Below are 20,640 nucleotides of genomic sequence, written 5' to 3'. Positions count from 1 at the left end.
ACTTCTTAAACTTACTTATGAAAAAAATCACTCAACTACTAACTGCCTTAGTATTTTGTTCACTGATTGTTTTTGTATCATGTAAAAAAGATTCTGGAGGAGAAGACCCGGATCCGCAAGCGGATTTTGGTGCAGCCTTAGTTGGCTCCTGGACCCTTCAGAGCGCTACGCACTCTAGTGATGGAGATCGCACCGAATGGAGCGGACTCACCCTGAACTGGACATTTGACACTGAAACTAAAACTGGCACATACACTCCTTCAGGAGTGCCTGACAATGCTGGTGCTGCTGATGTGTTTGGTGAAAACGGCACATCTGTTACATGGAGCTTTGCTGGAGAGGGCACTTCTTCCATCGAAAGAGGTGGAGGACTTTCTAATGTGACGATAGTTACAGACAGTGAAGAAAACCCTACAAGTGCAACTCTTACCTTTGATGTAACAGGTTCTGGAAGCCGTGTAGCTGGATTTGATGGAAGCTGGACTTTTGTATTCAGCCTGTAATTCAGGAAGAGAATATCACAATATTCAATATCTTTGGGGAACGGTTTTTGCCGTTCCCTTTTTTATTGTTAAAATTCCACATCACAACACGGATTACCTAAGCAGCCAGCACATAGATGCATCAGTATCAGGACAAATATTTCGATCAGGACAAAAACTCGATCCTCCGCGCCGCACAGGGCTTTGTGGAGCCTCAGCTACTGCAGCGATGGGTAGAGATAGCCTTTGACGGATACATGCAGATGGAAAACCCGATGGGCCTGGTAGACGATTTTATCCTGAAGCTGAAAAGCGTAGAAGTGTTCGACACTACTTTTTTGCAGGAGCTTTATGAAATCGTGTCTGCTATCTATCGCTACGAGCGCGGAAACAATCAGCTGGAAATCATCTGGGACGGGCGTAGCCACTACGAAGTATATGCAGAAGCCTGGTCGGAAACCTTTGAAGAGTGGATGAAGTATTTCTGTTTGAAACCGGAAATTTACCGAGCCATCATCAAGGCTTGTATCCTCAAACAAGGGACAAACAGTAAGTTTTTGTATTATGGAGTACGGCGGACGATCCTAAGCCACTTCAAGCTCAAAATCACTCGCAATAAGATGCTAAAGGCCGCTTAGCGCCTGATCTCAAAAGTTTGATAATTTTTATCAGGTACTTCTACCTGTTGTACGTCATCTACCCGAGCATATTCTGGCCCTTGCTGTGCCCAGCTAGCAAGCGCATCCAAAGCCTGTGAGTCACCTTCTGCATGTATCATCACCGTACCATCAGCCTCATTACGCACCCAGCCATTCAAGCCAAGCCTATCTGCTTCACTTTTGGTAGACGCTCTGAAGAAAACGCCCTGCACTTTACCATGACAATGAATTACTCGCGCCATTTTTAATCCGTTATGATCGCCCTTGCACTAGAGGTGCCAATACGGTCAGCTCCTGCAGTGATGAGATTCAATGCTTGCTCTTTGGTGCGTATGCCACCAGAGGCCTTAATGCCTACATTGGAAGGCAGACATCCCCTCAAAGCTGCTATGTGATCTGGAGTAACTTCCCCCCCCTTAGCAAAACCAGTAGAGGTTTTTACAAAATCAACACCAGCATCAGCACAAATCCGACAAGCCATTTCTATCTCCTGACTACTAAGATACGCCACTTCGATGATAACTTTTAAAAGCACCTCCTCGTCATGAGCTACTTTCGATAGTTTAGCGAGTTCTATTTTGGGCCAGGGCATTCCATCTTTAAAAGCCGAAATACTCCACACAATGTCTAATTCATTAGCTCCATCGCGAATGGCTAATCGGGCTTCTTCTATTTTGGTTTCTGTCATCTGGTAGCCTAGCGGAAAACCAACTACCGTCACCAGCTGCAGGTCGTCCTCAGCTATTTCTCTAGCTGCACGCTTTACCCAAAAGGGAGGCACGCATACACCTAACACCTCCAGAGCTTTGGCCTCTGCCACCAGAGCATCCACATCTTTGCCTGTGAGGGTTGGAGATAAATTGGTAGATTCAATAAATCTGGCGATGGATTTCATGGATCAGTGCACTAAGCCACATTCTTTACAAAATTTCTTTTTGCCCGGAGGCCTGCGCTTCGGAGGCTTTTTATGCCCAAAATACAGCGGATTACTGTATTGTGGATCTTGCATTTTTTTCTCCACCTTCGCATTCTTCCGAGCAGTTTTCTTCATCCGCTTTCGAAAGTCTGCCACCTCCTCTTGTGTGGTTACAGGCTTGTTTTTCTTTTTAAAAAGATTGAAAAGGAAAAAGCCTTTCGAAGATTTTTTACTTGCCTGATATTGAGGTGCTGGAGGCTTGGGTGTGGTCACTTCTCTGGTAGATTGACCAAAAGCTGTACCTGAAAGCACCATTATCAACACGCCTGCAATTAAAACTCCTACTATTCGCATACCTGGCTTTTTCCTTTCTAAACGCTAAATCACGAGAATATTATAGGGTACCTCTAATCTCTTGCTCGCGTTCTATCGCTTCAAACAACGCTTTAAAATTTCCTTTCCCGAAAGATTTGGCCCCTTTCCGCTGGATAATCTCGAAGAACATCGTAGGTCTTGGCTCTATTGGCTTGGTAAATATCTGCAAGAGATATCCTTCATCGTCACGGTCTACCAATATCCCCAGCTCTTTTAGTGGTGTGAGGTCCTCATCGATCTCTCCTACACGATCCAGCAGATCATCATAATAAGTGCCTGGCACTCTCAAAAACTCCACTCCGCGATCACGCAGGGCAGTCACAGTCTCGATAATGTTGTCCGTGGCTACCGCAATGTGCTGCACGCCAGCTCCTTCATAAAAATCCAGGTATTCTTCGATCTGAGATTTCTTTTTCCCTTCAGCAGGCTCATTGATAGGAAACTTGATCCGGCCATTGCCATTGCTCATCACCTTACTCATGAGTGCGGTATATTCGGTGGATATGTCTTTGTCATCAAAAGACACCAACTGTGAAAAGCCCAAAACCTCGGCGTAAAATTTCACCCAGGTATTCATTTCTCCCCAGCCTACATTGCCCACCATGTGGTCTACATACTTCAGACCTATGGGTGCTGGCTGATAGCTGGTCTCCAATGATTTGAATCCAGGCAGAAAAACTCCCTTATAGTTTTTGCGCTCCACGAACATGTGGACAGTCTCTCCATAAGTATAAATACCTGCTCGCACTACTTCACCCTGATCATCTTGTTCCACTACCGGCTCCATATATGATTTGGCACCACGCTTTGTGGTTTCTTCATAAGACTTACGAGCGTCATCTACCCATAAGGCCACTACTTTCACTCCATCGCCATGCTTATCGATGTGTTCACCTATTTTGGTCCCTGACTTTAGTGGAGACGTCAAAACCAGTCTGATTTTGTCCTGAACCAGCACATAAGATTCCTGATCACGCTGCCCGGTCTCTAGTCCGGCATACGCCAAATCCTGAAAGCCAAATGCTGTTTTGTAGTAATGTGCAGCCTGCTTGCAGTTGCTTACGTATAATTCTATGTAATCGGTACCATTGATCGGCAAGAAATCCGCTTCACTAGGCACCACTGGGTTTGGTGTTAATGTGTTTTCCATGTTTATATTGGGGTTTTGCACGAAGTTAATGTGATTCGCGCGCTATGTCAAACCAGGACGGCACAGCTTTTGCAATCTGCAAGCTTCACACCGTCCGATTAATTTGTCCATATTTACGTTTTCGAAAATTAATAGATGAAAAGTACTCTTATCGCAATTGGTATACTCATTGGCCTGAGCAGCACAGCGCAAAACCTGGCAGAAACTGCCCTCAACAAAAAAATGGATGATGCCGTGGAGCTAATGAACCTTGGCAACTATGAGGGAGCCAACAAGGAATTTGTCTACGTTCTCAATAATATGACCGTACTTCCTTCCAATCTGGCCTTTTATTTTGGCAAAAACAGCTTTTACCTTGGCAAATACAAGCAAAGCATCAACTGGCTCAACAAATACCTACAGCTTAAGGGTACATCTGGACGGTTTTATGAAGAAGCCTCGAGTCTACTGGAGCAGTCAGAAGATGCCTACCTGAAACTCATGCAAAAAGACGAACAACAACTCAAAGATGAGCTGGCCAGTGGTGAATTTGACTGTGGTGGTCTGGAAAAAATGATCTGCCCAGTGTGTCGTGGAGAGGGCGTGGTGATCAAAAAAGGAGCGTTTGATTTTATCTACCAAACCTGCCCCTATTCGGCAGGTGAGGCTTACCTCACCTGCGAAGAGTACAATGCTTTTATGCGTGGCGAACTAGAGCCCAAATCGAAATAAGCTTACCAGCCGAGCACATAGGCAAAAATCAGCGGCGCCACAATGGTGGCATCAGACTCTACGATAAACTTTGGCGTATCGGCATCTAATTTGCCCCACGTAATCTTTTCATTTGGCACAGCACCACTATAAGACCCGTAGCTGGTAGTACTATCTGATATTTGGCAGAAGTAGCTCCAAAACGGCACATCTTCTTTTTCCAAATCCTGATAAAGCATAGGAACCACACAAATAGGGAAGTCTCCGGCTATACCGCCACCAATTTGAAAAAAACCAACTCCTTCTGTACCAGCCTCTTTCAGGTACCAGTCTGCCAGGAAGGTCATATACTCGATTCCTGACTTCATAGTACTCGGATTCAATTCGCCTTTCACGCAGTAAGAAGCAAAAATATTTCCCATGGTAGAGTCCTCCCATCCAGGCACAACCATTGGCAGGTTTTTCTCCATCGCCGCCAGCATCCAGCTGTTTTTGGGATCTATTTCATAGTACTGCTCCAGCACGCCCGACTTGAGAAGTTTGTACATAAATTCATGCGGGAAATAGCGCTCACCGTTTGCCTCAGCATCTTTCCAGATTTTGAAAATATGCTCTTGTAACCTGCGAAAGGCCTCCTCCTCAGGAATGCAGGTATCAGTCACTCTGTTGAGGCCCTGATCCAGTAGCTCTCGCTCCTGCTCAGGCGTCAGATCTCTGTAATTAGGAATACGCTTGTAGTGGCTATGTGCCACCAGATTCATAATATCTTCTTCCAGATTGGCACCCGTACATGAGATGATCTGCACCTTGTCGTTTCGAATCATCTCTGCCAATGAAATCCCCAGCTCTCCGGTGCTCATAGCTCCAGCCAGTGAAATCAACATCTTCTTACCACTTTCCAAATGGCTTTTATAACCCTTTGCAGCATCTACCAGTGCCGCAGAATTGAAGTGGAGAAAATGCTTCTCTATAAAGGAGGTTATTGGTTTTTCAGACATAGTCATTGTTGTTATATAGACCGCAAAGCTACATGCAGTTCACGGCTTTGTAACGAAAACATACACACATTCAATTCCGAAAAAAGCGGAAAAATCTCACATTACAAAATGAACCTGTAGGTGTACTTAATCAGGAAGATATTGGAGGCTTTATTGGAAAACAGGTCCTTCGTCAAATTGGTAAATCTGTTTTTCTCTGATCGGTGAAATTCATTTTCATTGCTGGTCCAAACCAAAAACAGCGTAGAACCAGGCACATACTCCCAGCGAATCACAAAATTGGACCGAAACTCCATCACATTGAAATTGGGATTGTTTAGTTCAAACGGTTCCATATCAGTGCGCAGAATACTATAGGTGTTGTTCTCAGATGAATACCGGATCTCATCCGGCCCGAGCTGATGAAACCTGCTTTCATACTGCTCTGCGCCTGGTCGCACCGCGGTTTTAAATTCGCTATACTCTCCTGAAGAAATAAATGGCTGCCCCCAATACTCTACGCTGAGGTTTGGTGTGATGATATAGTTTAGCCTTACAGATGCAGAGTAAGTGGTTTGCTGTATTCTGCCTAGCAGATACGCCTGCTCATCATCTTCGTAGGTAGTAACGTATTGCAGCCGGTTATCATTAAAGCTAAAATCAGGTTCTACAGAAAGACGAAGTGCATCTGTGGGCTGGTAATTTATGTTCACACCAAATCCATGACCATTATAAAAATGCTCAGAGCCTGCTCCTTTCCAGTAAAAACCACTCACAGAAAACTTTTTCTGATCATTGGTACCGCCATACACCCAAAACTCATGTCGACCTGGGTACCGTATAGCTGGTCCACCGCGCAAGTCCGCATTGGACACATTATCTCCAGATATATCGAAACCCGACCCCAGTTCCATGAGGTTATTAAAACGAAGATGCTGATTAAAATTGAGTCCTTTAAATAACAGCACACCGTCATAGTCCCAATTAAGGTATTGGTTTCCATTGAGCCTGTATGACCGAAGAGGTCCTACCGGATTAAGCGTACGGAATCCCACCCAGGTATACTGAGCGATATAGTCTGCCTGCCGCAAAAAGCCCACATCATTGAGAGATACTTCGGGTGATCGGGTAGTCATACCAGTTTGAAAAACTATATTTCCGTTACGCTTTCCAATATTTACTGTAGCGCCCGTCCCATTCAGCTGCACCTTGCTGGTATCCACCTGATGATGCCTGTTGTCAGGTCGCTGAAAATACCTCACCGATGATCGTTGAGTACGCTCAATGGCTTCTGCACTGCCATTCACATGACTATAAAAGCCATTCAGAGAGATGTAGTAGTTGCGATCATTGAAGTTTTGGGTGAAATCCACTCCTGCAGAATACGCATTGTCGTGGAGGTAATTAAACTGGGGATCATTGATAAACCGATTGGTAGAAGTAATCATACCTCCTATCAATGCATTGCCCTCATTGATATCTTGCTGTACTCTAGCCACCGCATAATTGGTCATAGGCTCCACTGCCACCTTACGTCTTCCTCCCAAAGTATCCTGCACTTCCACTTTTTCCTCAGCAGTGACAGACTCCAATACTCCCCATGAAAAACCATTTTTATTTTTCCCGGTAAGCTTAGCCGCACCTAAAATTCGTGTATTGCCAATACGATCTACATACTGAATATCTTCATCTCGTGGGTAATAACTGGGGCGCCTACCTATCCTCCTCGAATAAAACAGGTTGTCATTGTTGTACCAGCCACCAGCCTGCGAGTTGGTTAAGTCAAAATTGAGGATATTGTTTCCTTCCAGAAAAAAGGGCCTGCGTTCACGAAAAAACAACTGAAAGGCTGACAGGTTTACCCTGGATGGATCAGCCTCTACCTGCCCAAAATCGGGATTGATACTTAGGTCTAACGTTATGTCACTTGTCAGGCCAATTTTAGCATCTACACCAAAATCAAGAGAATTGTGTACGCCAGTGGCATAGGGGTTTCCTTCTTCCTTTTCAGAGTGTTCAGTCTGCCCGAGCACATAAGGTTGAATTTCCAACTGCTGCTGAGGCTCTATGCCCTTGATACCGTGCAACTCACCAAACAGATGAACCCAACCTGGAGCATCCCGAGCTATTGGCTGCCAGTATGAACGCTCATCCTTTCGAAAGATATAGCGCATCACCTGCACCCCCCACACATGCTTTTCCTTGTCGGCAAACCGTAATTGCGACAAAGGAATTTTAAACTCGGCTATCCATCCATCTTTATTGAGAGAAGTCTTTAGGTACCAAATAGGATCCCACGTAGAGTCCCAGTTGTCACCATTATTGGAGACATACTCCTCTCCTTTCACACCGGAAGCAGAGGCTGAAAAACTAAAAGCGGTGCGTTTATCGCTATAGCTATCGATATTAATTTCCACAAAATCACCTTCAAAACCATCACGGCGTGACATTCTACGAACAATTTTCTCAGGCTCAACATCTAAAGCCTGAATAGCTACATAGAGGTATTTAGTATCGTATAAGAGTTTAAAGCGTGTTTGCTGGGAGGGAGCAGCGCCATCATCTGGCATCCGCTGAATAAAGTCTTCACCCCACTCTACCTGTCCCCACGACTCATCATCCAGATAACCATCTATAAGGGGAGGCTCCCCTGAAACCATTTCAGTTTCATAAGTTTTTCTGGGGGACTGAGCACCTGCAATGAGGCAACAGCACACCAATAGTGTAAAGGCAAATAGTGGTCGAAAAAACATATCGCAGGAATAGATTGGTGTAAAGAGATACTCTACCTGCGACAAGAAGTTACAAAAATTAAGTACTCGGCAAATTAAAGTGATTATCGGCACCCAGAGGTGCCGATAATCACTTTAAAGCATTAATAATTTTGGAAGATAAATTTTGATAACACTGGCATTGATCAGCCAGTGTAGAGGAGCGAAAGTATAATCAAGATTAGCAGAGTCAATGTAGACAACTTTAGAAAATCTTGTTTTTCACTCGCGTTTTCGGGGTTTTTCGTCTCGATTTTTTCCATAATCACTACAGCATTTGATGTTAGGATTATTAAGACACAAGCTTGTATAAAATGGTTGGACTATTCTTAGTTAAAATTGTAACGAATTCCTGTCATCAGTCCAAAACCAGCCGGGTTAGCTCTAAAACCACTATTTTGTTTGGTCAATGGACTCAGTGCCCGACGGTAATTGGGCTCCACTACAACGTCAAAATTTCTAAAAAGCTGATAGCCCATTTCTACTCCTGCCAAGCCGCTAAAGCTCAAATCACGGTACGGCGACTCGTTGCCGGGCCCTATGGTGATACTAGCCACATCATCTGAGCCACTGAGCTTATTGCCCAGGTATACATTGGCGATTACACCAGCATTTAGCTCGAGACTGAGCCGATCATCCAATAATCGGTAGCCTGCTTTCACAGGCACAGCAGCAAATTCAAACTGATTATTCAAATCGATATCCCGATATTCATACTCCACTACTTTGTCACGACGAAGTGTGCTATTTACTTTTTCTACACTTTGCACTTGACTAGTAGCCGGTATTACCTCCTGATAAGCACTGGTCTGTATGGCTATATTCGTCACCGTTGTTGCTTCCGCACGTGCATATTGCAGTCCGCTTTCCAACACCCACCGATCGCTAAGCTTCACGCCGAAATTGACACCAAAGGAAACCGTCTCCCCTGCAGACATATCCTCACGAACTGGAGGTGAATTGGTATCTACAGCGTCATTGCTTGCCAGACTAAAAGCCGCCTGACTTCTGTTATTTCCTGACACCAGCTGGTTGTCAAAAGACTGATAATTAGGTTTGAAGCCTGCAGACCCTACGTTGAGACCTGCCCAATACCTGGAGGGGTCTGCTTTGAGTTTTTGCTTCTCAAAATTATATACTGGAAGTATGCGCAAATGATCTGGTGTGAGGTTAGTAGGAACGGCTAGTGCCCCTGCAACACCCAGGCGCTCCAATGATAGTTCTTCTCGAACTGATGTGGATCCTTCTATATTACCATATACTCCAGACTGGAGGTACATCTCACGATCTCCTGTGGATCCCGCTACCAGATTTTGCTTTACAAAATTTGTAGTCTTCTTTTCTTCATCGGCAAACCACAATGGGATGTTCCAGCTAAAAGTTTGCTCTTCCTGGTCTGGAGCGTCTGCATTTACAGCAGCACTGTAGCGAATCACTTCTTTACTGCTCAGGTAGTGGTACTGCCAGGCCGTAACACCTACAGCCAATAGTATAACGGCAGCAGCCACCCAACGATACATAGCTGCTTTAGCACGGTAAGCCTTCATCTGCTGGTAGGTAAGCTGACTATCTATCTGCCCCCACACACCAGTTGGTGGTTCCTGCTCGAAACCCTCAAAGGCCTGTTGCCATTCTCGCTCAAAATCTTCAGAATTCTCCCGCCCTGCCATAGTTCACTGTGTTGCTCTCCACTATCCATTCTTTCAGCAGGCTTTTAGCCCGCGCGTACTGTGACTTACTGGTCCCTTCGCTAATCTCTAGCATTTTAGCAATCTCATGATGCTTGTAACCTTCAATAGCATAAAGGTTAAAAATCACCTGACAGCCTGTTGGCAACCTTCTGATCATCTCCATCAGTTCCTTATGACCAAAACTCGAAAGGGTGAGTTCAGTGTCCGACTGATTATTCAGATCACTTATATCCACCATCGGGTACAAATACAATTTGCTCCTTTGATGATTCAGAGCCGTATTCACAACGATGCGTTTGATCCAATACGGCAATGAGGAGTCCTTTCTAAATTTTTCAATGTTCTGAAAAACCTTTAGAAAAGATTCCTGAAGGATGTCTTCTGCCTCTTGCTGCATTTTCGAGTAGCGCATGGCCACAGCATACATTTGCGAGCTGTATTTATTATACAGTTCGCGCTGTGCTTTACGTTCTCCTTTGCAGCAGCCGTCAATTAACTCTTGATCACTGAAAGCCATTCAGTACAGTTTTATAATTTAGAGACCCAAGCCGCAGCCAAATGGTTGGAACTGCGAGACGTTAAACAAAGCTATGAAATATATACCATTATTTACCATCATCATTGCTACAACATTAAGTAGCTGTGTACCAGCTTCCACCACGAGCAACAACTCCACCAAGCAGCTCACTTTTAACAACTGGGATTATGAACCATATGTTGGGATGGTGCAGGTTTACCCCACCTCTGCTGACCCACAAGCAAGCCTGGAAGATCCTATCACTCCACTTGGCTCCCAAGGGTTTACCTGCAAGTTTGACTTGCTCATAGCAGACGCAGAATACCTCAAAGCAAAATATGTTCACTGCAATGCTGACTGGACCAGATCTACACTCAGCGACATCCAGTATATGAATCAATACAATGAATTTGATCTGGACACCTATGACTTTTCTGCCAATACACGTGAGCTTTATGTACACTACCAGGCATCACTCCCACTCCCAACGATCTCGGGAAACTATTTATTGAAAGTTTATCGAGACGGTAACGAACAAGATCTGGTACTTACCCGGAGACTGGTCGTGTATGAAAACCGTACTACCGTTAGCGCCTCGATCAAATCAAGCAATGCCGTAGTAAATAGAAGAGCCAATCACCAGATAAATTTTAGTGTAAAATATGACCCTCAGACAAACCTCAGGCCAATGCAGGACCTCCACATGGTCATACTCCAAAACCACGACTGGAACACCGCCATCCGAGACCTACAACCTACTCTAACACGCCCCGATCAGGGCTATCTGGAGTATCACCACCTAACAGGCGAAAACGAGTTTCCCGGCTTGAAGGAATTTCGTTTTTTTGATCTGCGATCTGTAGACTACCGGGGAATGAATGTGGCACATATTATCAAGGAGGAAAAGGGTATTTCTGCGCAGCTAATGCTGGATAAATCTCGACACTCCCTTGCCTACACCCAGCTAAATGAGGATATCAATGGGGACTTTTTCCTTCAAAACCATGACCCGAACGACACGTATCTGGAAAGCGAATATGTGAAGGTAAATTTCCGGCTGGAGTCGGAGCCATTGTCTGGAGAGGTATATATACGGGGGAAATTTAACAACTGGAACCTCACACCACAAAATCAGATGCATTACAACCCAAACACACGGACCTACGAAGGTCAGCTACTTCTAAAGCAGGGCTACTATAATTATTGTTATTGGGTTTTGGCTGACAACCTCCCTGTAGACGCTTTGGAAGGTAGTCACTACCAAACGGAGAATTCTTATGAAGTACTGGTATATTATAGGGATCCAGCGAATAATTACGACGAGGTGGTGGGGTACAGACAGTTGTTAAGCGGTAACTAACTGCTCCTTAGTAGCATACAACACAGCTCTTGCTGTGGGATCTGAATGAGCCAGGTCCAGCATCCCAAATCCTTTATAACAATGACTTCCCAGGCCACAAGTGAAAATAAAATCCTGCACTTCTGGAGCCGCGAACAAAGTAAATGGGAACGTATACCCTCGTGCTTCGCATTTCACATCCTGATCATACACAGGATAGATCCGTGCAAACTTTTTACCTGAAGATTTGATCTTTTGTAAATAACCTGCATCCGGCACCAGCTGAAATTTTTGCACCTCATCGATTTTGGAAGTGTCTATACCAAACTCTGTCATTCGTGTAATTGTAGAGTCATAGAGCAAGTCAGAAAACTCATCCGTTTCTGGGGGGATAAACGCCTTGGCCGAATCATCATTAAAGGCCGGAGGTAGAAGTACGAGCGGTGAAATACAGACATATTTCGTTTCCCGTTTAAAAACCACTGCTTGTTCTTCTTCAGCTATTTCCGGTATGATGGTAAGATTCCCTATTGACAGTTCATCGGCCCGGAGTACCAGCTTCACCAAATGGTCCATAAACTCCCTACTGGCAGATGAGACCACTATGGTTACTTTTCGTGAATTATAGTGCAGACCATTCCTGCTTAGTTTCGTCTGGCCTTTGATGCCCGAAAAACTAAAAAATGCATAGTTTTTGTATGCTGAATCGCCTTCTGCCAGGAGTAGTCCCTTAAACACTTGCGCAATCAGATACTGGTGATGAAACGGCACAAGTCCGCCGCGGTTCTTCACCTTGAATGTAATACGAATCCTCACCTTCTTAGCAATTAAAAAATGGTTACGCTAAAAAAACCGAGCTACATTCTTATTTGTTTAGATGTCGGGTAAAATAACTAGACATTAAACCTAAAATGCATCACATCACCATCATGGACGACATAGTCTTTTCCTTCGATGGACAATTTCCCAGCTTCTTTACAGGCCTGCTCTGAGCCATATTGTTTATAATCTTCTAATTTAATCACTTCAGCTTTAATAAAGCCTCGCTCAAAGTCAGTATGAATCACTCCAGCCGCCTGTGGAGCTTTCCATCCACGTTTGATGGTCCAGGCACGTACCTCTTGTACACCAGCGGTGAAATAGGTGATTAGATCGAGTAACGAATATGCTGCGAAAATCAGTCGATTGAGCCCAGACTCCTTCAAACCATATTCCTCCAGGAACATCGCCTTGTCATCGGGATCGTCAAACTCCGCAATCTGTGCTTCCAGTGCTGCAGACACGCGCACCATCTGAGCGTGCTCCTCTTCCGCGATTTTTCCAAGCACTTTGCTGTAAGCGTTTCCGCTATTTACATTTTCCTCCTCCACGTTAGCCACATAGATGATCGGCTTATCAGTGAGCAACTGAAGCTCTTTGATCACTATTCGATCTTCTTTATCCATCTCCAGCGCACGAGCATTTTGACCAGACTCTATATGTGCTTTAAATGCCTTCAGCACTTCCATCTCCTTCTTCGCCTTGGCATCACCAGACTTGGCTATTTTCTCCACGCGCTGGATACGCTTATCTATAGAGTCCAGGTCTCGGAGCTGAAGTTCCGTATCTATCACACTCTTATCATCGGCAGGATCTACTTTTCCCTCCACATGGACAATATTGTCGTTATCAAAGCAACGGATAACGTGGATGATAGCGTCTACTTCTCGGATATTGGCCAAAAACTGATTACCTAGTCCTTCACCTTTACTGGCACCTTTGACCAGGCCGGCAATATCCACGAACTCAATCACGGTAGGCACCACTTTTTCGGGGTTTACCAGCTCTTTGAGTACATCTAAACGCTCATCGGGAACGGTGATAACGCCCACATTTGGCTCTATGGTACAAAAAGGAAAATTGGCTGCTTCTGCTTTCGCATTGGATAGTGCATTAAATAAAGTGGATTTCCCAACATTCGGAAGCCCTACTATCCCACATTTTAAACCCATACTTAATTGGTGCTTTTAAATACTTTATACTGATTAAATCCAGCGTAAATTTCTGTAAATGAAACCCTTACAACTGTATAAACTGGAATTGCCGTTATCATACCGGGAATACCCGCTATGGTTGCGCCCACAAAAATAATGACAAAAATTTCTAAAGGATGCGCTTTTACACTTTTCGAAAAAATAAGCGGCTGTAATACAATGTTATCAGTAGCCTGTACCACAGCAAAAACGGAGAAAACTTTAACAATCAAGATGATGGTATCATTGGTAAGTGCAAAATCACCCGATGTACTCAGTGCTACCAAAACTCCGAAGGTGCCTCCCAGTATGGGGCCCAAGTAAGGAATCAAATTGGCAAAGGCTGCGAAAACTGCTATTGTAAGTGCATAATTGACCCCTACGATCGTAAGCCCTATGCCAGCAATCGAGAAGATCGAAAACATTTGAAAAAGTATACCTAGCAGGAAGTTGGAGAGCAGACGCTCAATCTTATAAAGTGCTGAAATAAATACTTCAAAATATTGATTTGGTACGATTGAAATAATTTGTCTTCGGATAATGCCATTTTCATACAGCAGGAAAAATGTAATGAAAGTAACGGCGAGCAACCCCACAAAAAAACTTCCGGTGAAGGAGATGAGTTGATTGAGTATTTCCGTAAAGTTGATACCCTGTATAAATGAAACGATCCCTGCCCTGACAGACTCTACCATAAATCCCGGCTCACGCTCTGTGACGTGATTGGTAATCATAAAATTTTCTAACCACCGAATGGGCTGCACAAGCGAATCGAACACACGGTTAAACTCTAAAGACGACAACACCTCTATTTGATCAGAAATCAAGGGGATAAATAACACCACAAATAAGGACAACACAGCAACTACTACCAGATAAGAACTAACAATGGCCAGTGATCGGGGGATGCGCCCACCAAAAACATGTATTCTATTGATCTGATTAGTGAGTGGTCTGAGTACAGTAGCCAAAACCACAGAAATGGTGATATATGCAAAAATATTGGAGAAGTACCAGATGGCCACTGCCAATAAGATCACTACAGTCAGAATGCCAGTAAGTGTTCTGTTTATCTTCACGCAGCATAGGGATTAGCTCAAACAAAAAAAGCCCTCCTATCAGAGAGCCTCCATTTCTTTAGAAACCGGCAGTTAGTCCCACTTTAGTTCTGAATCATCACTAGCTAGATTCAGTGCAGGCTCTTCTTCGCGGTTTTCGTATTCTGAAAAATCTACTTCAGGGAGTAATTCTGTCTTCACATGCTCCACAGTATCGTTGAGTGCTTCTACAAACTTGTGGAAGTCTTCTTTATAAAGGAAGATTTTATGCTTTTCGTAGAAAAACCCGTCATCTTTAAACCTTCTCTTACTTTCAGTGATGGTCAGGTAGTAGTCGTTTGACCGAGTAGACTTCACATCGAAAAAGTAAGTCCTCTTGCCAGCCCTTACCCTTTTAGAATATATTTCGTCTCTCCCTTTATCCTTATTCTCTTCCACAGTACTTAAGGTTTGATGTTAGCTAAAAGTGTTATCGTTACAATGTTATTTAAAAAGTAATTAAATATAGCATTTTAAAATTGACAAATGCAAACGTGATATTGCAACATTACCGGGAAAAATAGTCTTACATTAGTGTGATTAAATGCTTTAAGTCAATTTGCTTAACAATTATTTAATGAACATTCGACTTTCGGACATTCGTCAATTTGAACACCTGGACTTGCTTGCCAAACAACTCGTTGAGGGTTTTATCACTGGATTACACAAATCCCCATACCATGGGTTTTCCGTAGAATTTGCCGAACACAAGCTTTACAACTTTGGCGAAAGCACTCGCCATGTAGACTGGAAAGTATATGGCCGAACCGATCGGCTCTATACCAAACGATATGAAGAAGAAACAAATCTGCGCGCTCATTTGCTGATTGACGTCTCTTCGTCCATGTACTACCCGGCTCATTCACAGTCTAAAATCCGATTTTCGGCAGTCTGTGCAGCGGCCCTGGCATACCTACTCACCAAGCAGCGTGATGCAGTAGGTCTCACCACTTTTGCTGATAAAGTGGTATATCAGAGTGCCCTCAAATCCACAAAGACTCACCTCAATCAATTGCTCACATCGCTCGGTCAGACATTAGATAATCAGGGTGTGCCCCAAACGGATGTAGCCAAAGTGCTTCACGAAATTGCTGACCGGATTCATAAACGATCGCTGGTAATCATATTCAGTGACATGTTTCAGCAGGCCAATGACCTGGAAGCCATTTTTGCAGCATTGCAACACCTCAAACACAACAAACATGAAGTGCTCATCTTTCATGTAACAGACCAAAAAACCGAACTGGGTTTTGAGTTTGAAGACCGACCACATCAGTTTATAGATCTGGAAACCAAAGAGCGAATAAAGCTAAACCCCGGGGAAGTGAAGTCGGCATACCAGGAGCAAATGAAAAAACTATACCACGAGCTAAAAATCCGGTGTGGCACCTATAAGATAGATTTGGTAGAAGCTGACGTGCAGGAGCCATTTGAAAAAATTCTGGGAGCCTATCTGATCAAACGCAAGCGAATGAAATAAGCAAAGGAGCCGCAGCTCCTTTGTGTTGATCTACCAGACCTTAATACAAAAAAAGCGGGCCAGAGCCCGCTTTTGATATTTTGTCAAACGTGAAGCCAATCTTTCTTGGCTGTCAGCTCTTCTTCGGTCTCTTCGTAATCAGGATCTGGCACACAACAATCTACCGGACAGACAGCAGCACACTGTGGCTCCTCGTGAAAACCTGTACACTCGGTACATTTTCCAGCCACGATGTAGTAAAACTCGTCAGACACGGGTTCCTGGGATTCATCACCGCTTACCACGGATCCGTCCTCCATTTCCACTTCTGTCAGATCTGTACCGTCAGACCATTTCCACTCTTCGCCACCTTCATAGATAGCAGTGTTTGGGCATTCCGGCTCGCATGCACCGCAGTTGATGCATTCATCTGTGATCATTATTGCCATTACTCTATTTATTTATGTTGTACAACAACAGCTAACAAAATTATCTACAATAAGTTTGCGTGCAAATATTAACGTAACAATTCCATGACACTTGCAGAAAGAATTGAAGCTTTTTCAATTTTAGGTGATAAAATCAAAAATATCTCAAGAGAATCTCTTGAAGATCACGCCTTCAGGGCGAAAAACCATAACCAGTGGTTTACTGAAGACAATGTGAAGCGTGCGCTGGATGGAGTTGCTTATCTATTGGAAAAACCCAAACTAGAAAGCTGGGTAGCCAACTATAACAACCTTACGCCGAAAACTGCCAAAGTAGTGGGCATCATCATGGCGGGAAACATCCCGCTGGTGGGGTTTCATGATCTGCTGTGTGTACTTATATCCGGACACAAAGCCGCAATAAAACTAAGTAGTCAGGACGAGTACCTGATGAAACTATTGATCAACTGGCTCACGGAGATCTCCCCAGACCTGGCTGCTCAACTAGAAATACGCGAGCGTCTCAATGATGTGGAAGCGTTGATAGCCACCGGCAGTGACAATACGGCACGTTATTTTGAGTATTACTTCAAAGACCACCCAAAAATCATACGCAAAAACCGCACCTCCATAGCGATTCTTGACGGAAGTGAAACCAGCGAAGAACTAGAGGCCTTAGGCAAAGACATCTTCTGGTATTTTGGACTTGGTTGCCGAAACGTATCTAAACTATTCGTACCCAAAGGCTATAATCCTCAGGATTTTTTTGAAGCGATAGAGTCTTACAAATCTGTAGGTGACCACTTCAAATACCGCAACAATTACGACTACCACAAATCCATCTACCTGGTGAATGGCAAAGACCATCTTGATAATGGGTTTTTACTCTTTACACAAACAGATGAACTGGTCTCCCCCATTTCTGTGCTTTATGCTCAGGAGTACTCTGACACCAACCAGCTACGTGATGTTATTGCCGGCTATGAAAACAAAATCCAGTGCATCGTAGGCAAAGATCACATCCCATTTGGCACGGCACAGCTCCCTGAGGTGACAGACTATGCCGACAATGTGGACACTATGAAGTTTCTAACCGAGTTATAACAAAAAAGCCTGATGAAATTCATCAGGCTTTTTTGATTGTATATTATTCCGAAAAGCCAATGGCTTTTCGGAGAAAGCATCTACTAATTAAGCAACAAGCTTACGCTTTGAAGGAGCAAACTTGGTCAGGTCTATACCCTGCACAGCTGCTTCATATTCCTCCATAGTAGGAGTTCTACCCAATATGGTGGACAGCACCACCACAGGTGTAGATGAAAGCAATGATTCACCCTTTTTCTCATCTGAATCTTTCACCACACGTCCCTGGAATAGACGAGTAGAAGTAGCCATCACGGTATCTCCAGGCTCCGCTTTCTCCTGGTTACCCATACATAGGTTACATCCAGGACGCTCCAGATAAAGCATGTTTTCGTACTTGGTACGAGCTGCAGCTTTGGGGGCATTGTCATCAAACTCAAAGCCTGAGTATTTTTGCAATACTTCCCAGTCTCCTTCGGCTTTCAGCTCATCCACGATGTTGTAAGTAGGAGGAGCTACCACCAATGGCGCTTTAAATTCCACCTTACCGTGCTGAGCTTCGATGTTTTTCAGCATTTGTGCCAAAATCTTCATATCACCTTTGTGCACCATACAAGAACCTACGAAACCTAGATCTACTTTTTTCTTACCTCCATAATAAGAGAGCGGTCGGATGGTATCGTGTGTATATCGTTTAGATACATCTTCATTGTTTACATCCGGATCGGCAATCATAGGCTCACCTACCACGTCCAGGTCTACCACTACTTCAGCAAAGTATTTGGCACTGGCATCAGGTGTAAGGGCCGGCTTGTCTCCAGATTTGATTTCTGCAATTCGCTTGTTAGCCTTATCGATGAGCCCTTGAAGCACTTGCTGCTCATTGTCCATCCCCTTGTCAATCATAATCTGGATTCTGCCTTTTGCTATCTCCAGTGATTGAATGAGTGTTTCATCTTCAGAAATACAAATCGAAGCTTTGGCTTTCATCTCAGCCGTCCAGTCGGTAAATGTAAAGGCCTGATCAGCAGTAAGCGTACCTATGTGTACTTCGATCACTCTACCTTGAAAGACATTCTCACCGCTAAACTGCTTCAGCATTTGCTGCTGTGTGGCATGCACCACATCACGGAAATCCATGTATGGCTTCATTTCACCTTTAAACGTCACCTTTACTGACTCAGGGATCGGCATAGAAGCTTCACCTGTAGCGAGCGCCAATGCCACGGTACCCGAATCAGCACCAAAGGCCACACCTTTGGACATACGCGTGTGCGAATCCCCTCCGATTATGATATCCCAATCATCTACCGTTATATCATTTAGTACTTTGTGGATCACATCGGTCATGGCAGGATATACGCCCTTAGGATCACGACCAGTGATCATGCCAAAGTCGTTCATAAACTTCATCAACTTTGGAATATTGGCCTGTGCTTTTTTATCCCAAACTGACGCAGTATGACAACCCGACTGATAGCCCGCATCTACGATTGGCGAAATCACCGTGGCAGCCATAGACTCAAGCTCTTGGGCGGTCATGAGGCCTGTAGTATCCTGAGATCCCACAATGTTTACTTCCACGCGCACATCAGATCCGGCATGCAATGTTTTGCCAGGAGTAGTTCCTACGGCATTCTTATTGAAGATTTTTTCTACAGCTGTTAGCCCCTGGTCTTCGTGGGACACCTCTTTAGACGGTGCAAACACTACCGGAGCCTCGATGCCTAGTGTGCTGGCCGCAAAAGTTTGCAGTTTTTTACCAAATACCACGGCATAAGAGCCTCCAGCTTTGATAAACTCTAATTTTTGCGGAGTGAGAGAAGCCGAAATATCTATCAACTCCTGATCTCCATTGTATAGTTTCTTCTTTTTGGTATTGATCGTTAGCACTGTACCAGTCGCTACTGAGTAAGCTTCTTCCAGCACCGGTTCGCCATTTTCATCCACTACCACATTTCCGTCCGCGTCGGTCTTTTTCACCCAGTTTTTGAGGTCGATACCGATACCTCCGGTCACACCCACAGTAGTGAGAAAGATTGGAGAAATACCGTTTGTACCTGCGATGATCGGTGCTATGTTGATAAAAGGCACATAAGGACTTGCCTGAATACCCGTCCAAAGTGCTACGTTGTTTACTCCTGACATTCTAGACGAACCGACACCCATGGTGCCTTTCTCAGCAATGAGCATCACGCGCTTGTCTGGGTGTTGCTCTTTCAGAGCTTTAAGTTCTGCCTGTTTTTCTTTGTTGTGCTCAAAGATGCACTGACCATGAAGCTCACGATCCGATCGCGAATGCGCATCAGCTCCTGGAGACAAGAGGTCTGTAGAAATATCCCCCTCGCCAGCTATGAAAGTAACCACTTTGATTTCTTCCTGTACTTCAGGTAGGTTGGTGAAAAACTCTGCTTTGGCATAGCTTTCCAACAACTCCTTAGCTATGGCGTTGCCATTCTCAAAGGCAGTTTTTAAACGATCATAATCTGCATCATACAAAAACACCTGTGTCTTCAGTACCTCGGCAGCATCTCTGGCGATTGCTTCGTCCTCACCAAGTGCAAGGTCTAGCAGAACCTCTATAGATGGCCCACCTTTCATATGAGATAGCAGCTCAAAGGCAAACTCAGGTGTGATTTCCTCTACAACAGACTCACCTAAGATGATTTCTTTTAAGAACCTGGCCTTAGCTCCGGCCGCAGGTGTTGTACCTGGTAGCGTGTTATAAATGAAAAATTTCAGCGAATCTTCCCGATGCTCATGATCGGTGGCTTTGATTTGCTCAATGATCTCACTTAGTAGTTCGGCACTATCAATCGGTTTCGGGTGAAGCCCCTGACCTTTTCGTTCTTCAATCTCTTTGATGTAGTCGTTGTACATGCTCATATTAGGAAGTCATTTCAGTATTAAAGGCAAATTTACCTCAATTGTCGTATCTATCATCCCTCAGTAATTGACCCAAACCCAATGCAGTCCACGTAGGAACGCAAAAAA

At 44.3% G+C, this 20,640-nt stretch carries 20 protein-coding genes; 6 read left to right on the top strand and 14 right to left on the bottom strand.

All coding sequences use genetic code 11. From position 1 onward, the window contains the following. The first annotated feature begins 17 nt into the window (after positions 1-17). Both C7460_RS06680 and C7460_RS06675 read left to right on the top strand, forming a co-directional pair. A complete protein-coding gene (locus C7460_RS06680; protein WP_115867311.1) occupies positions 18-503 on the top strand; it encodes a hypothetical protein in 486 nt (161 codons plus the stop codon). Positions 504-619: 116 nt separating this feature from the next. Next, entirely contained in the window at positions 620-1,120 is a 501-nt protein-coding gene (locus C7460_RS06675) for a hypothetical protein (protein WP_115867310.1), read from the top strand. Here C7460_RS06675 and C7460_RS06670 read toward each other — a convergent pair. Genes C7460_RS06670 through hppD form a run of 4 tightly spaced genes read right to left on the bottom strand, consistent with a single transcriptional unit; the run spans position 1,117 to position 3,582 of the window. Beyond that, positions 1,117-1,383, bottom strand: coding sequence for an acylphosphatase (locus tag C7460_RS06670; RefSeq protein WP_115867309.1), 267 nt, complete (start codon positions 1,381-1,383; stop codon positions 1,117-1,119). The genes C7460_RS06675 and C7460_RS06670 overlap by 4 nt on opposite strands. 2 nt (positions 1,384-1,385) lie before the next feature. After that, entirely contained in the window at positions 1,386-2,036 is a 651-nt protein-coding gene (gene deoC, locus C7460_RS06665) for a deoxyribose-phosphate aldolase (RefSeq protein WP_115867308.1), read from the bottom strand. A gap of 3 nt (positions 2,037-2,039) precedes the next feature. Beyond that, a complete protein-coding gene (locus tag C7460_RS06660; RefSeq protein ID WP_147302873.1) occupies positions 2,040-2,411 on the bottom strand; it encodes a hypothetical protein in 372 nt (123 codons plus the stop codon). 40 nt (positions 2,412-2,451) lie between these two features. After that, positions 2,452-3,582 carry a 4-hydroxyphenylpyruvate dioxygenase gene (hppD, locus tag C7460_RS06655; protein ID WP_115867306.1) on the bottom strand — a complete coding sequence of 377 codons (1,131 nt, stop codon included), beginning with the start codon at positions 3,580-3,582 and terminating at the stop codon, positions 2,452-2,454. Between the two features lie 135 nt (positions 3,583-3,717). Here hppD and C7460_RS06650 point away from each other — a divergent pair, with 135 nt between their 5' ends. Next, complete coding sequence (locus C7460_RS06650; protein WP_115867305.1) at positions 3,718-4,293, top strand: hypothetical protein; 576 nt, start codon at positions 3,718-3,720, stop codon at positions 4,291-4,293. 2 nt (positions 4,294-4,295) lie between these two features. On the opposite strand, the gene C7460_RS06645 is transcribed toward C7460_RS06650, so the two are convergent. The 4 genes from C7460_RS06645 to C7460_RS06630 all read right to left on the bottom strand — a co-directional run bounded on the left by C7460_RS06645 (position 4,296) and on the right by C7460_RS06630 (position 10,228). Further along, positions 4,296-5,270, bottom strand: coding sequence for a deoxyhypusine synthase family protein (locus tag C7460_RS06645; protein WP_185148289.1), 975 nt, complete (start codon positions 5,268-5,270; stop codon positions 4,296-4,298). A 101-nt stretch (positions 5,271-5,371) separates the two neighbouring features. Continuing rightward, positions 5,372-7,909, bottom strand: coding sequence for a DUF5916 domain-containing protein (locus C7460_RS06640; protein ID WP_245986207.1), 2,538 nt, complete (start codon positions 7,907-7,909; stop codon positions 5,372-5,374). Between the two features lie 440 nt (positions 7,910-8,349). Next, on the bottom strand, positions 8,350-9,690 hold the full coding sequence (locus C7460_RS06635) for a hypothetical protein (RefSeq protein ID WP_115867302.1): 1,341 nt from the start codon (positions 9,688-9,690) through the stop codon (positions 8,350-8,352). Continuing rightward, the gene (locus C7460_RS06630; RefSeq protein ID WP_115867301.1) at positions 9,668-10,228 is read right to left on the bottom strand and encodes an RNA polymerase sigma factor; all 561 of its coding nucleotides are present in this window, start codon (positions 10,226-10,228) and stop codon (positions 9,668-9,670) included. The genes C7460_RS06635 and C7460_RS06630 overlap by 23 nt, the downstream gene beginning before the upstream one ends. A 73-nt stretch (positions 10,229-10,301) precedes the next feature. On the opposite strand from C7460_RS06630, the gene C7460_RS06625 reads away from it, so the two are divergent. Beyond that, positions 10,302-11,588, top strand: coding sequence for a type IX secretion system plug protein (locus tag C7460_RS06625; RefSeq protein ID WP_115867300.1), 1,287 nt, complete (start codon positions 10,302-10,304; stop codon positions 11,586-11,588). Here C7460_RS06625 and cas6 read toward each other — a convergent pair. The 4 genes from cas6 to C7460_RS06605 form a co-directional block, all read right to left on the bottom strand. Then, positions 11,574-12,383, bottom strand: a complete 810-nt coding sequence (gene cas6 / locus C7460_RS06620) for a CRISPR-associated endoribonuclease Cas6 (protein ID WP_170147914.1) — start codon at positions 12,381-12,383, stop codon at positions 11,574-11,576. The two genes, C7460_RS06625 and cas6, sit on opposite strands and share 15 nt — an antisense overlap. A gap of 77 nt (positions 12,384-12,460) precedes the next feature. Then, positions 12,461-13,558, bottom strand: coding sequence for a redox-regulated ATPase YchF (gene ychF, locus C7460_RS06615; RefSeq protein WP_115867298.1), 1,098 nt, complete (start codon positions 13,556-13,558; stop codon positions 12,461-12,463). 2 nt (positions 13,559-13,560) lie between these two features. Beyond that, positions 13,561-14,658, bottom strand: a complete 1,098-nt coding sequence (locus C7460_RS06610; RefSeq protein WP_317127688.1) for an AI-2E family transporter — start codon at positions 14,656-14,658, stop codon at positions 13,561-13,563. 72 nt (positions 14,659-14,730) lie between these two features. Next, positions 14,731-15,075, bottom strand: a complete 345-nt coding sequence (locus C7460_RS06605; protein ID WP_115867297.1) for a DUF3276 family protein — start codon at positions 15,073-15,075, stop codon at positions 14,731-14,733. A gap of 178 nt (positions 15,076-15,253) precedes the next feature. On the opposite strand from C7460_RS06605, the gene C7460_RS06600 reads away from it, so the two are divergent. Further along, a complete protein-coding gene (locus tag C7460_RS06600) occupies positions 15,254-16,156 on the top strand; it encodes a DUF58 domain-containing protein (RefSeq protein ID WP_115867296.1) in 903 nt (300 codons plus the stop codon). A gap of 83 nt (positions 16,157-16,239) precedes the next feature. On the opposite strand, the gene C7460_RS06595 is transcribed toward C7460_RS06600, so the two are convergent. Beyond that, the gene (locus C7460_RS06595; protein ID WP_115867295.1) at positions 16,240-16,584 is read right to left on the bottom strand and encodes a 4Fe-4S binding protein; all 345 of its coding nucleotides are present in this window, start codon (positions 16,582-16,584) and stop codon (positions 16,240-16,242) included. Positions 16,585-16,668: 84 nt separating this feature from the next. On the opposite strand from C7460_RS06595, the gene C7460_RS06590 reads away from it, so the two are divergent. Then, the gene (locus tag C7460_RS06590; protein ID WP_115867294.1) at positions 16,669-17,667 is read left to right on the top strand and encodes an acyl-CoA reductase; all 999 of its coding nucleotides are present in this window, start codon (positions 16,669-16,671) and stop codon (positions 17,665-17,667) included. A gap of 87 nt (positions 17,668-17,754) precedes the next feature. On the opposite strand, the gene C7460_RS06585 is transcribed toward C7460_RS06590, so the two are convergent. Next, positions 17,755-20,532 (bottom strand): bifunctional aconitate hydratase 2/2-methylisocitrate dehydratase, encoded by a 2,778-nt coding sequence (locus C7460_RS06585; protein ID WP_115867293.1) that lies wholly within the window; start codon positions 20,530-20,532, stop codon positions 17,755-17,757. Positions 20,533-20,640 lie beyond the last annotated feature (108 nt).

Origin of the sequence: Marinoscillum furvescens DSM 4134 (assembly GCF_003386095.1) — a bacterium.
GTDB lineage: Bacteria > Bacteroidota > Bacteroidia > Cytophagales > Cyclobacteriaceae > Marinoscillum > Marinoscillum furvescens.
The sequence above is the reverse complement of the archived record's forward strand: the minus strand, read 5'-3'. Positions and strand labels throughout refer to the sequence as shown.